The sequence below is a fragment of the Pseudoalteromonas shioyasakiensis genome (assembly GCF_019134595.1).
Taxonomy (GTDB): Bacteria; Pseudomonadota; Gammaproteobacteria; order Enterobacterales; family Alteromonadaceae; genus Pseudoalteromonas; species Pseudoalteromonas shioyasakiensis_A.
The window spans coordinates 3,374,663-3,388,932 of sequence record NZ_CP077770.1; the positions used below are offsets into that span (position 1 = coordinate 3,374,663).

10 protein-coding genes and 1 tRNA gene are annotated in these 14,270 nt (G+C 43.3%); 1 reads left to right on the top strand and 10 read right to left on the bottom strand.

Annotated elements, in window-relative coordinates:
• Positions 1-140 precede the first annotated feature (140 nt).
• Positions 141-216, top strand: a tRNA-His gene (locus KQP93_RS15575).
• Between the two features lie 1,697 nt (positions 217-1,913).
• On the opposite strand, the gene nagP is transcribed toward KQP93_RS15575, so the two are convergent.
• From nagP to iscR, 10 genes are all read right to left on the bottom strand, one after another.
• The gene (gene nagP, locus KQP93_RS15580; RefSeq protein WP_254907685.1) at positions 1,914-3,197 is read right to left on the bottom strand and encodes an N-acetylglucosamine MFS transporter NagP; all 1,284 of its coding nucleotides are present in this window, start codon (positions 3,195-3,197) and stop codon (positions 1,914-1,916) included.
• Positions 3,198-3,961: 764 nt separating this feature from the next.
• Positions 3,962-6,610: a family 20 glycosylhydrolase gene (locus tag KQP93_RS15585; protein WP_217875142.1), complete on the bottom strand. Its 2,649-nt coding sequence runs from the start codon at positions 6,608-6,610 to the stop codon at positions 3,962-3,964.
• Between the two features lie 251 nt (positions 6,611-6,861).
• Positions 6,862-8,289, bottom strand: coding sequence for an NAD-dependent succinate-semialdehyde dehydrogenase (locus tag KQP93_RS15590; protein WP_217875143.1), 1,428 nt, complete (start codon positions 8,287-8,289; stop codon positions 6,862-6,864).
• A gap of 602 nt (positions 8,290-8,891) precedes the next feature.
• Positions 8,892-9,230 (bottom strand): ISC system 2Fe-2S type ferredoxin, encoded by a 339-nt coding sequence (gene fdx, locus KQP93_RS15595; RefSeq protein ID WP_217875144.1) that lies wholly within the window; start codon positions 9,228-9,230, stop codon positions 8,892-8,894.
• A gap of 11 nt (positions 9,231-9,241) precedes the next feature.
• Positions 9,242-11,104, bottom strand: coding sequence for a Fe-S protein assembly chaperone HscA (gene hscA, locus KQP93_RS15600; RefSeq protein WP_217875145.1), 1,863 nt, complete (start codon positions 11,102-11,104; stop codon positions 9,242-9,244).
• 47 nt (positions 11,105-11,151) lie between these two features.
• A complete protein-coding gene (gene hscB, locus KQP93_RS15605) occupies positions 11,152-11,679 on the bottom strand; it encodes a co-chaperone HscB (RefSeq protein ID WP_054552503.1) in 528 nt (175 codons plus the stop codon).
• A gap of 78 nt (positions 11,680-11,757) precedes the next feature.
• Positions 11,758-12,081, bottom strand: coding sequence for an iron-sulfur cluster assembly protein IscA (gene iscA, locus KQP93_RS15610; RefSeq protein ID WP_054552502.1), 324 nt, complete (start codon positions 12,079-12,081; stop codon positions 11,758-11,760).
• Between the two features lie 11 nt (positions 12,082-12,092).
• On the bottom strand, positions 12,093-12,476 hold the full coding sequence (gene iscU, locus KQP93_RS15615; RefSeq protein WP_054552501.1) for a Fe-S cluster assembly scaffold IscU: 384 nt from the start codon (positions 12,474-12,476) through the stop codon (positions 12,093-12,095).
• 40 nt (positions 12,477-12,516) lie between these two features.
• On the bottom strand, positions 12,517-13,734 hold the full coding sequence (locus KQP93_RS15620; RefSeq protein WP_036973293.1) for an IscS subfamily cysteine desulfurase: 1,218 nt from the start codon (positions 13,732-13,734) through the stop codon (positions 12,517-12,519).
• 22 nt (positions 13,735-13,756) lie between these two features.
• The gene (iscR, locus tag KQP93_RS15625) at positions 13,757-14,248 is read right to left on the bottom strand and encodes a Fe-S cluster assembly transcriptional regulator IscR (protein WP_054552499.1); all 492 of its coding nucleotides are present in this window, start codon (positions 14,246-14,248) and stop codon (positions 13,757-13,759) included.
• Positions 14,249-14,270 lie beyond the last annotated feature (22 nt).

Sequence of the window (14,270 nt, forward strand, 5' to 3'; positions counted from 1 at the left end):
CTGAACGCGAGCTGACCACGAAAGGTTTTCTGAATTTTCTGAGGTGAATAAGTTTTTTCTACTTTTTTCAATTTAGGGCTTCACAAGCCAACCTTAATTATGTAATATGCGCGCCACACCAAACGAGGTGTATCTCAGTGGCGGCTGTAGCTCAGTTGGTAGAGCCCCGGATTGTGATTCCGGTTGTCGTGGGTTCAAGCCCCATCAGTCGCCCCACTTCTCTCCTTTGTAAATTCTTTATTTTCCTAAAAATTTCTCTATTTTAAATTCCAAGATTTATCTTTAACACCTGTTTTCAATTCTAAAAGCTGTCAGCTGTCAGTTTTGAGCCGAACTGTATTGTTTTTGGTAATAGCTTAAAGCCATAAGTTTTAAGTGGAATGTGCATGTTCGTTACTGAAATGAAGAGTGATACCGTAGGCGTGAAATTTATTTCGCGCACAAGGCCTTTTGCACAAAGAGAAGTGAATGAGAAAAGAATGAGGAAACCAAAGGAATATCTATCTCTTAAGCGAAGCGCCTCATAATCTCTTTGTGATAATTTGGTTTCTCTATGTAGCGCGCAGCGCCTCTGTGTTCTCTGTGGTTCAATATTTCTTTTGCACAAAGAGAAAGGCTAGCCGTCAGCTTTCAGCAGTCAGTTTGAGCCGAACGGTGTAGTTTGATCGAAATACATTCTCCCTTCAGATAGGTGTTGAATATAAGACGCGCCAAGCAAGCGTGACGCCTACGGTGTAAGAAACGTTTTAACACCGAACATTCTGTACGAATTCAGGGCTGAAGCCCTTCCTACGAGACGATAGGTGCGAGGTGTGAAATATTGTAGGCGTGAAATTTATTTCGCGCACAAGACCTTTTTCACAAAGAGAAGTGAATGAGAAAAGAATGAGGAAACCGCAATATTACTTTCTCTTAAGCGAAACGCCCTCTTATCCTCTTTGTGATAATTTGGTTTTCTCTGTGTAGCGCGCAGCGCCTCTGTGTTCTCTGTGGTTCAATATTTCTTTTGCACAAAGAAAAAGGCTAGCCGTCAGCTTTCAGCAGTCAGTTTGAGCCGAACGGTGTAGTTTGATCGCAATACATTCCCCCTTCAGATAGGTGTTGAATATAAGACGCGCCAAGCAAGCGTGACGCCTACGGTGTAAGAAACGTTTTAACACCGAACATTCTGCACGAATTCACGGCTGAAGCCCTTCCTACGAGACGATAGGTGCGAGGTGTGAAATATTGTAGGCGTGAAATTTATTTCGCGCGAAGATATATTCACAAAGAGAAGTGAATGAGAAAAGAATGAGGAAACCGCAATATTACTTTCTCTTAAGCGAAACGCCCTCTTATCCTCTTTGTGATAATTTGGTTTTCTCTGTGTAGCGCGCAGCGCCTCTGTGTTCTCTGTGGTTCAATATTTCTTTTGCACAAAGAGAAAGGCTAGCCGTCAGCTTTCAGCAGTCAGTTTGAGCCGAACGATGTAGTTTGATCGCAATACATTCCCCCTTCAGATAGGTGTTGAATATAAGACGCGCCAAGCAAGCGTGACGCCTACGGTGTAAGAAACGTTTTAACACCGAACATTCTGTTCGAATTCACGGCTGAAGCCCTTCCTAAGAGACGATAGGTGCGAGGTGTGAAATATTGTAGGCGTGAAATTTATTTCGCGCACAAGACCTTTTTCACGAAGAGAAGTGAATGAGAAGAAAATGAGGAAGTAATAATGCTTTTTTGTTTTCCTCTAAGCGAAGCGCCCTCTTATCCTCTTTGTGATAATTTGGTTTTCTCTATGTAACGCGAACCTTAAACTTCAAACAAAAAAATGCCACCTTTCGGTGGCATTACACACGGGATTATTTCTATTTACTAGAAATGCTTTTCAAAGTTCAAGGTGGTGCGCTTTACACCCAACCTCAATCTCATAATTACTTCCAACTTTTCATCTTGTGGCCTTTAACAGCATAGAAAAGTATGAATAAATAACAAGGCAACATCACAATATAAGCCATTTGTTGTGCTTCTGCGCTTTTTACGCCACCACTTGCCAGGCCCCAAAATAGTGGGCCGAATGCGCCACCGGCTATACCCATAACGAGCAAACCAGAGCCTACGCTAGTTAGCTTGCCTAAACCAGATAATGCTAACGGCCAAACTGCTGGCCAAACAATGGCATTAGCAAAGCCTAGCACAGCGATGAGCAATAAGGTATCAGGCAGTAGCGATTTTAAGCCAAACAATGTTGATATAAATACAGTTTCATTACTACCTGTAACTATCGCTAGAGTTAATACACAACCCAATAGCGCTGAAATAGTTAGCGCTGTTTGCTGTGAAAGCACACGAGGGATAAGTAAAATCCCTAAAAAGTAACCCAGCACCATACAACCCATAGTGTATGACGTCATAACACTGTATTTTTCAACACCTAACGACAGCGCAAAGCTACCAATGGTATCACCTGCGATAACTTCAACTGCCACATAAACAAAAAGTGCCACAATCCCTAAGGCAAGGCTCGGATGGCTCAGCGCTTCTTTTACTTGCCCCGGTTTTTGTTCATCCGAATCATCGATCAACTCTGGCAATGGCATTTTAGTAACCGCAAAACCGAGTATACCAATAAAAATTGCCATCCCTAAATACGGTAATATTAAGCCATTGGCCATGGCATCAATATCAGTTTGGCTAAGCTCTTTACCTACAAAGCCTTTAAAATCACTGAGTATCAGAGCAGTAAATACAATCGGAGCAACAACACCCGCACCTTTATTCAATATACCCATAATACTAACGCGAGCCGCGGCTGATTCTTCTGGGCCGATTCTTACTACGTATGGATTAACCGCTGTTTGTAGCAATGTTTGCCCGGCCCCCATAACAAGCTGCGCGAATAAAAACAGTGCAAAAACTTGCGTTTTTGCAGCAGGAATAAATAGTAAACCTGCCACCATCATGGTCGCCATACCCAGCGCCATACCATTTTTATAACCTACCTTTCTGATGATCATCGCTGAAGGTAGAGCCGTAAAAGTCACCGCAATATAGAACGAGAAAATAATCAGCGATGCCTGAAAAGGAGAAAGCTGCAAAATTTGCTGTAAAAATGGCATCAATGAGCCATTTAACCATGTAGCAAAACCCAGTATAAAAAACAGCGTGGCGACAATCGCCATGGGCACAACACTGCTTTGTTTATTCATTTCAGACATAACATTTCCCATAACAGCACAGTTCGACTCTTCAGTGCTGCTCATTCAGATGATTATATAAAAGAGATATTAAATATTTATAACACTACCGCAACAAAAATGACAGCGCTGACATCTCTTTTAGATACCATAGGCATGAAATTTATTTCGCACGAAGATTTATTCACAAAGAGAAAGACTAGCCATCAGCTTTCAGCTGTCAGTTTGAAGCCGAATTGTGTTGCTTGTAGGTCAGGCATAGGTTGATGGAATGGCGTTGTATGTAAGACGCGCCAAGCAAGCGTGACGCCTACGGTTGATGTAGGCGTGAAATTTATTTCGCGCGAAAATATTTGCACAAAGAGAAGTGAATGAGAAGAGAATGAGAAAGTGATAATAATGCTTTTTTGTTTTCCTCTAAGCGCAGCGCTCTCTTATCCTCTTTGTGATCATTTGGTTTCTCTATGTAGCGCGCAGCGCCTCTGTGTTCTCTGTGGTTCAATATTTTTTGCACAAAGAGAAGTGGATGAAGAAATAATAATAATTCCTTTTATGATCACTTGGTTTCTCTGTGTAGCGCGCAGCGCCTCTGTGTACTCTGTGGTTCAAATAGTTTTTGTACAAAGAGAAGTGAATGAGAAAAAAATGAGGAAGTAATAATAGTGCTTTTTTGTATTCCACTAAAGCAAAGCGCTCTTTATTATCTTTGTGAATATAAGTGGCTTAAAACAAAAAATGACGCCTACGCTTTGCTGTAGGCGTCACATTTATTTATCGCAAAAACATTACTCACCAACAACGGTCACGCGACTGGTTTGTTTTGCGTTTAAGCGGGTGCGTAGCGTAACTTTTGCATTGTTATCAACTTTGACTGGCTCAACGTAAGTTTGCCAGCTTTGGCCGTTATCTAGACTGTATTCAATACTCAAATAAGCAAATGCGCTGTTGGCATATAACTTACCATTTTCAATCACACCGCCCGGTACTGGTAAATGCAGATTGATGCCATCTTTGGCTAACTTATCAAGTTCTTTTAATCCTACAGCACTTGAGAACTCAGCCCAATCTTTTACTTGTTTTTTACTATCGACACTTTCACCTTCCCAATCGGCTTTGTGCCATGCGCGCTCTGCAACAGACAAAATACGCGGGAAGATCATTGCTAATACTTGCTCTTCAGTACGGATTGTTTCTGACCATACCTGACCTTGCATACCTAGAATATTCTCAGGCTTTTCAAGTTTAGGTAACGGGCGACCCACCAACGCTTCTAAATTAACGATTGGCTCACGGGTGCGGGTGTAATCGGCATTGGCATACACGTCATCTGGCATGTAATTAAAGGCTTTTTTAGTATCTGTGTAACGAGTTGCCCAGTAATAACCGCGCTCTTGTGGGCTTGCTTCGTATGGGTGGTCAAAGTACAAATGCGTACCGTGTGATAACACCACTTGGTAACCAGCATTTGCTAGGCGGTATGCTCTATCTGCAACACCCCACTCCCAAATGTTATCCCAAGTATTTACGGTAAAGGTTTTATTAGGGAACTCATCACGTTTAAACGAGTTTTCACGGTCGTACATGATACCGTCTTCCCAAATCCCCGGAGAAATACCACGTTTTTCAAGTAAGGTCGCAACACGTTGTGTGAAGTAAGGTTTTAAATCTGCTGGGCCGGATACACCGTTATTTGGATCGGCAAATAACGCCTGACAGATTGGCGAACCTATCCACGAGCCTGCTCCAACTTCATCACCACCAATATGCAGGTTCTTTAGCTGAACACCTGCTTCGCGGTACATCTGCTGAAGTTCATAAGTCACTTTATCTAAAAATGCGTAGGTTGAGTCCATACACACATTCATCGAGTTATCTTTGTAGTTTTGTACCGTCATGTACACAGAGGTATCTTTAGGATCGGTAAGCAAGTATTGCGTTGCCGGTCCCATATCTATGTGTTGAATTTCTTTATTTGCTGAGCGCGTTTTAATGTTGTTTTTAGCGGCTTTTTCAGCTTGCTCTAACATGTTGTGATAACGTGCTTCCATCGCTTTGATTGAGGCACGCGCATGGCCAGGGCCTTCAACTTCGGGGATGATTTGAATGTGGCGGTCTTTCGCAAACTTTAATAGCTCAACAAACTCATCACGTTTCAAATAACCATTACCTGAACCCGACTTAAATGGCCCAGTGCCAAGCTGAGTTAATAAGCACTCGCGCTCTTCTAAATCAAAGCAGCGATAGCCGCCAACATCGGTGAGCTCTGGTAAGCCTGGGATCTCAAGTCGCCAGCCTTCATCTTCTGAAAAGTGCCAGTGAAGCTTATTCATTTTATAGCGAGCCATTTGCTCAACCAATTTGAACATTGCTTCTTTACCATGATAGTTACGACCATTATCGTAATGCATGCCACGCCAACCATAGCGAGGTGAGTCTTCAAGTTCTAGCTGCGGTAAGCTGGCACTACCTTGGCTGTTTGCAGGAATGAGGTTCAATAAACTTTGCATCGCATAAAACACACCTGCGTTATCACTACCTACGATGGTGATCACGTCATCATCAATCTCTAGCGTGTAGCTTTCTGCTTTTGCATTATTGAGTTTAGGGTCGACTTTTAAGCGTATAACTTTCTCTTTGCCGACATTAATGTGGTCTGGCTGTGCTTTAAGGCTAATACCGTAGTCATTTTGTAAGTCTTGCATAAACACCATAACTTCGTGCTTAAGCTGACCTTGATAACTGATTTGCCAATTATTGTTTAGCGTCGCGCTGCCACGGTTAAAATCGACTTTTCTTGGCTTCGGAATAATACGCTTTAAAGCATCGTCTTTACTAACCGACACCTTATCAGTGCTATTACGCTCGAAACGTACTTTTGCAGTTGCTAAAACCGATAAATCTTTTGGCTCGTTGTAACGGCGTAACTGATTTTCACGGGTAAATGGCGTCACAAACTGCTTAAAGTCTTCAGTGTCGGTGTTGGCAAATACGGCTGGTTTATTCTTACCTGAAACAAAAAATGCGCGTGGCATAAAGTCACTGTAAGCAACAATCCATACTTGCGCATCAAACGGCAACTCTAAACTTTCACCTGCTGCTAAACCTTTAAACGAGCTCGTTGGTACGATGCGATGAAGGTCACCATTAACGTGCTCAATGTTTAGGCCCGCGACGTGCTCGGTTGAGATTTTACGAACTGAGTGAATATAAAGCTGCCAGTCGCTCTCGCCTGCAGGTAACGCTACATCAGAAGCATTATTGAGGGTAATTTTTCCTAAAAAGCCCGCATCTTTATTACGAAAGTTATCTTCTACCGAAAACAGCAGTTCGGTACCTTTCGCAAACTGATCAACTTGTGATTGAGTTAATGCTGCACTTGCCATTAATGGCGCAGTCGCTAGCATTACCGCGAATAGTGACTTCTTAAAATCCATTACTTTCTCCTCGTTTAAGCCCTGAGTGTACGGTATTTCTGCGTACTATTTTTCATTTTTGTTAATAATTCGTTCCTATCATATAAAAACTAAAATGACAGCGCTATCATTTTATGAAAAATAAAGGCGGGAGTTAGCTATCAGCTATCAGCTATCAGTCTGACGGCTGACGGCTGACGGCTGACGGCTGACGGCTGACGGCTGACGGCTGACGGCTGACGGCTGACGGCTGACGGCTGACGGCTGACGGCTCAAACCTTAACACAAAGATACTTCTCTTCTAGATACTCATCTAACCCTTGGTGGCCGCCTTCTCGGCCTAAGCCAGACTGTTTAACGCCGCCAAATGGCGCTACGGGGTTTGAGATAAGGCCTTCGTTAATACCAATCATGCCGTATTCTAACGCTTCGCTTACGCGATACACCTGCTTGATGTTTTCACTATAAAAGTACGCAGCTAATCCGTAAGGTACGTCGTTCGCAAGTTGAATTACCTCTTCTTCATCATCAAAAGCGATGATGCTAACTACAGGGCCAAACACTTCGTCATGGTAGATATCCATCTCTGGAGTCACATCAGTTAAAATTAATGGCGCTTGAAAACTGCCTTCAAGCTCGCTGTTATCACCGATTAACGACGCCCCTTTATCAACCGCATCTTGCACAAGCGTTTGCACTTTCTCTTTTGCTTTAGGGTAAATTAATGGGCCGATATCTACCCCGTCATCAAGACCATTACCCACCTTTAACTCAGCCACTTTGTCAGTGAGTTTTTCGAGCACCGTTTCAAGCACTGAGCGCTGAACAAAAATTCGGTTAGCGGCAACACAAGTTTGCCCTGCGTTTCTAAACTTAGCCCCCATGAGGCCAGCAACAGCTTCATCTAAATCAGCATTATCAAAAATAATGAACGGGGCATTACCGCCAAGCTCCATCGATGTTTGTTTAATAGTTGAGGCACACTGCGATAGTAACTGCTTACCTACACCAGTTGAGCCTGTGAATGTGAACTTACGTACACGCTCCGACTCGGTCATGATCTCACCCACCATTTTTGCGTTTTCAGAGACCACTACGTTCAGCGCCCCTTTAACAAATCCCGCTTTATCAGCAAGGTAGGCTAAGGCTATGGCACACAAAGGTGTATGCTCCGAAGGTTTAATCACAAAACTACAACCCGCGGCATAAGCGGGTGCCACTTTACGGGTGATCATGGCAATCGGGAAATTCCAAGGTGTAATACCAGCCACTACACCGATTGGCTGCTTTATCGTTGTTAAACGATGCTTGCTGTCGGTAGCAGGAATAGTATCGCCATAACTACGCTTTGCCTCTTCACTAAACCATTTAATAAAGCCCGCACCGTATTCAACTTCGCCCAAGGCTTCTTTTAAAGGCTTACCCTGCTCTTTAGTCATCAATTCAGCAAGCTGTTGCTTATGCTCAATAACCAGTTCATACCAACGGCGCAGCGTTTCACTACGTTCGGTTGCAGTTGTTTGCTTTAATTTGCTAAATGCCTCGTCAGCACTTTTTAAAGCCAGCTCAACCCCGGCTTCATCAATATTAGAGACCTGAGTAATCGCCTCTGCGGTTGCAGGGTTATCTACACTAAAACGCTGGCTCGTAGAGTAAAAGTCACCGTCGATAAACGAATCAGAAAAAACCAAATCAGACATAGAACCTCCAATCAGCTATCAGCTATCAGCTATCAGCTATCAGCTATCAGCTATCAGCTATCAGCTATCAGCTATCAGCTATCAGCTATCAGCTATCAGCTATCAGCTATCAGCTATCAGCTATCAGCTATCAGCTATCAGCTATCAGCTATCAGCTATCAGCTATCAGCTATCAGCTATCAGCTATCAGCTATCAGCTATCAGCTATCAGCTATCAAAAACATAAAACCTGAGAAATGAATGTAAAGCTATTGCTGCTCAAAAACACTAATAACTGAACCACCCTCTCGATTTGCTAAAAACTGACGGCTGAAAGCTGACAGCTTTTAATAGACCTAAAAAGCATACAACGTTACTACTGTTCAAAAACACTAATAACTGAACCACCCTCTCGTTCTGCTAAAAACTGACGGCTGAAAGCTGACAGCTTTAATAGATCTAAAAAGCATACAACGTTACTACTGTTCAAAAACACTAATAACTGAACCACCCTCTCGATCTGCTAAAAACTGACGGCTGAAAGCTGACAGCTCTAAAAACAAAAAACCGCTGTAGAGACCAAGCAACTACAGCGGTTTTTACAAAATCAAAGCCGTTAAAAATTAATGCTCTTCATTAACGATATTGAGATTATACTTTGGAATTTCAACCACTAAATCTTCATCTTTGATGATTGCTTGGCAACCTAAGCGTGACTCTGGCTCAAGACCCCATGCTTTATCTAGCATGTCGTCTTCTAGCTCATCGCTCTCATCTAAAGAGTCGAAGCCTTCACGGATGACTAAGTGGCATGTTGTACATGCACATGATTTTTCACAAGCATGTGGAATGCTAATACCGTTTTTTAGTGCAACATCTAATACAGTTTCACCTGCAGGTGCTTCAATTGCTGCGCCTTCTGGGCATAATTCTGCATGGGGAAGAAAAATAATTTGTGGCATACCTTACCTCGTTAAACTTCGTCTACTGACTGCCCTTGCAGCGCTTTTTTGATTGATGCATCCATTCTGCGAGCAGCAAATTCGCTACTTGCATTGTCTACAGCTTCAATCGCTGCTTTAATTTCTGCAGGTGTTGTTGCACTTTCGCGTACGGCAACAAGTTTAGCAATTTCTGCTTTTAACGCACCTAATTCTTGTTCATCAAGTAATGCACTGTCGGTTGCAAGTGATGCTTCAAGTGCTTCAACAACACGTAACGCTTCAACTTGTTGCTCTTTAAGCATTCGCGCTTGCATATCGTCTTTAGCATTAGTCATTGATTCTTTGAGCATATTTGCAACTTGGTCGTCCGATAAACCAAACGATGGTTTAACCTGGATTTCAGCTTGCACACCGGTTGATTTTTCCATTGCCGATACACTTAATAGGCCATCAGCATCTACTTTAAAGGTTACGCGAATGTGCGCAGCACCTGCAGCCATGGCCGGAATACCTTTTAGGCTGAATTTAGCCAGCGAACGACAATCATCAACTAGCTCACGCTCACCTTGTAGTACATGCAGTGACATAGCCGTTTGACCATCTTTAAAAGTGGTGAACTCTTGTGCACGTGCAACAGGGATCGTCGTGTTACGTGGAATGATTTTCTCAACCAAGCCACCCATGGTTTCAAGACCTAACGATAGTGGTAATACGTCTAGCAGTAGCATATCTGAATCTGGCTTATTGCCAATCAGTACATCTGCTTGTAGTGCCGCACCGAGTGCAACTACACGATCAGGGTCGATAGAAGTCAGTGGCTCTTTATTAAAAAATGCTGCAACTTGAGAGCGTACAATTGGCATACGAGTCGAGCCGCCAACCATTACAACTTGCAATACTTCTTCGTTCTCAATACCGGCATCTTTAACCGCACGACGACAAGAGCGTAGTGTTTTCTTCACAAGGCTAAGAGCTAGCTCATCAAACGTTTCGCGGGTAACTTCAACCTTGTGACTTTGACCATCAAACTCTAAACCTACATTCACAGTTTGGTATTGGCTTAGCGCTTCTTTACACGCTTTTGCTTTATTGATGAATAAACGCAATACCGATGCAGAAAGGTCGCTGACACCCGTTTGTTTTTTGAAGTAATCGACTAATAGCGAGTCAAAATCGTCACCACCAAGGCTTGAGTCACCACCAGTTGCCATTACTTCGAATACGCCTTGGTGTAAACGTAAAATAGAAATATCGAAGGTACCGCCACCTAAATCATATACGGCGATAATGCCTTCTTGGCCTGAATCAAGGCCATAAGCAACAGCCGCAGCTGTTGGCTCGTTTAATAAACGTAAAACCTTGATACCTGCAAGCTCTGCTGCATCTTTAGTGCTTTGACGCTGTGCATCATCAAAATAAGCTGGCACAGTAATAACCGCACCTAAGATGTCTTGGCCTGCAAAGCTGTCTTCTGCACGCAGTTTTAATGCTTTTAAAATTTCACTCGATGCAGTTACAGGGCTAATTGCACCCGCAACCGTGCTGATTGCTAATGAGCCATCATGCTCACAAAATTCGTACGGCAGTTGACCATAGCTTTTTTCGATTTCAGCCTGAGTTTTACCTAAAAAACGCTTAACCGAGATTAATGTGTTTGCAGGGTCTTGAGTGGCAGCTGCTGCCGCTCGTTCACCTACCACAATGCTATCTGCTTGGTATTGTACAACCGATGGTAGCATCGCATTGCCTGCTAAATCAGTCAGTGTGCGCGCTTCGCCGCTTTGCACTGTTGCAACTAACGAGTTAGTTGTACCAAGGTCAATACCGACTGCTAATTTGTGCTCATGTGGTGCCGCGCTCTGCCCCGGCTCAGCAATTTGCAATAATGCCATAATGCTCTTTTTAAACTCTTAAATAGCTGTTGTGTAACAACTAACGATTAATCATCAAATAAACTGTCTTCAATACGCTCTAGTTCATCGCGTAACTTATAAACAAACTTCAATTTACGAATATTGTCAGCGGCAGCTTGCCATTGTTGCTCATCATTACTTGCCAGCTGAGCGGCTAATTCGCTGCTGTATTGCTTGTCGAGTTGTTTAATTTGCGCTTCAAACTGGGCAATTGCTGCATCAGGATCTGCGGCATTTTCAAGTTCTTCTAACTCTTCACGCAGCTCCATTTGCTGCATTAAGAATAGCGGGTCTTGTAATGTTTGTTGCTCGGCGCGAATATCAACACCAAGCTCGCTTAGCATGTATTCAGCACGTTTTACCGGGTGTTTTAAGGTTTGTAATGCATCATTGATTTCTGCTGCATTTTGCACAGCAAGTAATTTATCACGGCTGCTAGAGCTTGCGTGGCGATCTGGGTGAACTGCACGTTGCAGCTCAAGGTAGTGTTTATTAATAGTCGCTAAATCAATGTTGTAATCTACTGGAATTGCAAATAACTCAAAGTAACGCATTACATAATCCAACTCGGTAAACAGGAAAGAACAAAGCCCTACATAGGCAGGGCTTCAAGCAAAGAAAGTTTTTTAAGCTTAAACGGTGAAGCTTTCGCCGCAACCACACTCATCGGCTTGGTTCGGGTTGTTAAACTTAAACCCTTCGTTCAAACCTTCTTTGGTGTAATCAAGCTCAGTACCATCAATGTAGACTAAGCTTTTGGCGTCAACGATCACTTTCACACCACGGCTTTCAAAAATTTCGTCGCCGTCTGCTAACTCATCAACAAATTCAAGAACATAAGCAAGACCTGAACAGCCCGTCGTTTTAATGCCAACGCGTAGGCCAATGCCTTTGCCGCGATTTGCTAAAAATGATTCTACGCGGTTTGCTGCCGCATCTGTCAATGTCACTGCCATGAATTTATCTCTTACTTCGCTTGTTTGCTTTTGTAGTCAGCAATTGCTGCTTGAATCGCGTCTTCTGCTAAAATTGAACAGTGAATTTTCACTGGCGGTAATTCAAGCTCAGCACTGATATCAGTGTTTTTGATTGTTGCAGCTTCATCTAATGTCTTGCCTTTTACCCACTCAGTTACAAGTGAAGAAGAAGCGATTGCGCTACCACAACCATATGTTTTGAATTTTGCATCTTCAATTACACCTTCTGGTGATACTTTGATTTGCAATTTCATTACGTCACCACATGCTGGTGCACCGACCATACCTGTTGCAACTGACGGATCATTTTTGTCTAAAGCACCCACGTTACGTGGATTTTCAACATGATCGATTACTTTATCACTATAAGCCATAATACTATCCTCACTACCTGCTAGCGGCGGCGATCACTGATTAGTGATGCGCCCACTCAACTGAATCTAAATCAATACCTTCTTGATGCATTTCCCATAAAGGAGACATCTCACGTAAACGGCCGATCGAGTTTTTGATTAGTTCAACGGTGTAATCAATCTCTTCTTCAGTCGTAAAGCGGCCAATGCTGAAACGAATTGAGCTGTGTGCTAACTCGTCATTACGGCCTAATGCACGTAGTACATAAGAAGGCTCTAAGCTTGCTGAGGTACAGGCTGAACCTGATGAAACAGCAATGTCTTTAACAGCCATTAATAACGACTCACCTTCAACAAAGTTGAAGCTGATGTTTACAATACCTGGAACTGACTGGCTTGGTTCACCATTGAAGTAAACTTCGTCCATATCAGCCATGATGCCATCAACCAAACGCTTACGAAGAGCGCTGATGTGTGCATGGTCTTTTTCGAAATCTTCTTTAGCGATTCTAAATGCCGCGCCCATACCAACTAATTGGTGCGTAGCTAGTGTGCCTGAACGCATACCACGCTCATGACCACCACCGTGCATTTGCGCTTCTAAACGTGCACGTGGCTTACGACGAACATAAAGTGCGCCTACACCTTTCGGGCCATATACTTTGTGGCCAGAGAACGACATGAAATCTACTTTTAACTGTTGCACGTCGATAAGTACTTTACCTGCGCTTTGTGCAGCATCTACGTGGAACATAATTTTGCGTTCACGGCACATTTCGCCGATTGTCGCGATATCTTGGATAACACCTAGCTCGTTATTTACGTGCATTACGCTCACAAGTACTGTGTCGTCACGCATTGCAGCTTCAAGCTTTTTAAGGTCAAGTAAACCGTTTTCTTCAACGTCCATATAGGTTACTTCGAAACCTTGACGCTCTAGTTCACGACACGTATCAAGCACTGCTTTGTGCTCTGTTTTAACAGTGATAACGTGCTTGCCTTTCTTCTTATAGAACTGCGCAGCACCTTTAATTGCTAGGTTATTTGATTCTGTAGCACCTGAAGTGAAAACAATTTCACGCGGGTCAGCGTTGATCAGATCAGCAATATCTGTACGCGCTTGATCAACCGCTTCTTCTGCTTGCCAACCAAAACGGTGTGAGCGTGATGCAGGGTTACCAAAATTACCGTCCATAGTCAGGCATTGCATCATTTCTTTTGCCACACGTTCATCAACAGGCGTGGTTGCTGCGTAATCTAAATAAATCGGTAACTTCATTTCTCTCTCCGCTTTCGTCAAGCTACAGTTGACAGCTTACTTGAATGTTTTCCAGTTGCTTAATTGCATTGTTGATGCTGTTATCTTGGCGTGATGCGACTTCTTTCACATCTGACTTTTCCACCAATTCAGCAAGGGTAATACTATTTAAAAACTCTTCGATACGTGCGCTTAAGTCCGACCATAAGGTATGAGTCAAACAGCGCATGCCGCTTTGGCAGCCACCCGTTGCGTTGTGGCAACGTGTTGCATCAACAGACTCATCAACGGCGTTAATCACATCGCCGACAGAAATTTCGTTCGCTTCTCGACCTAGTAAATATCCGCCACCTGGGCCACGCACAGAGGTCACAAGGCCGTTTTTACGTAAACGGGCGAATAGTTGTTCAAGGTAAGATAACGAAATCTCTTGGCGTTCAGAAATATCGGCAAGAGGCACTGCACCCACATTTGTATGTAGTGCAACATCCAACATGGCGGTTACTGCGTATCTGCCTTTTGATGTTAACTTCATGGAGCCCCCGATGTTACTGCAC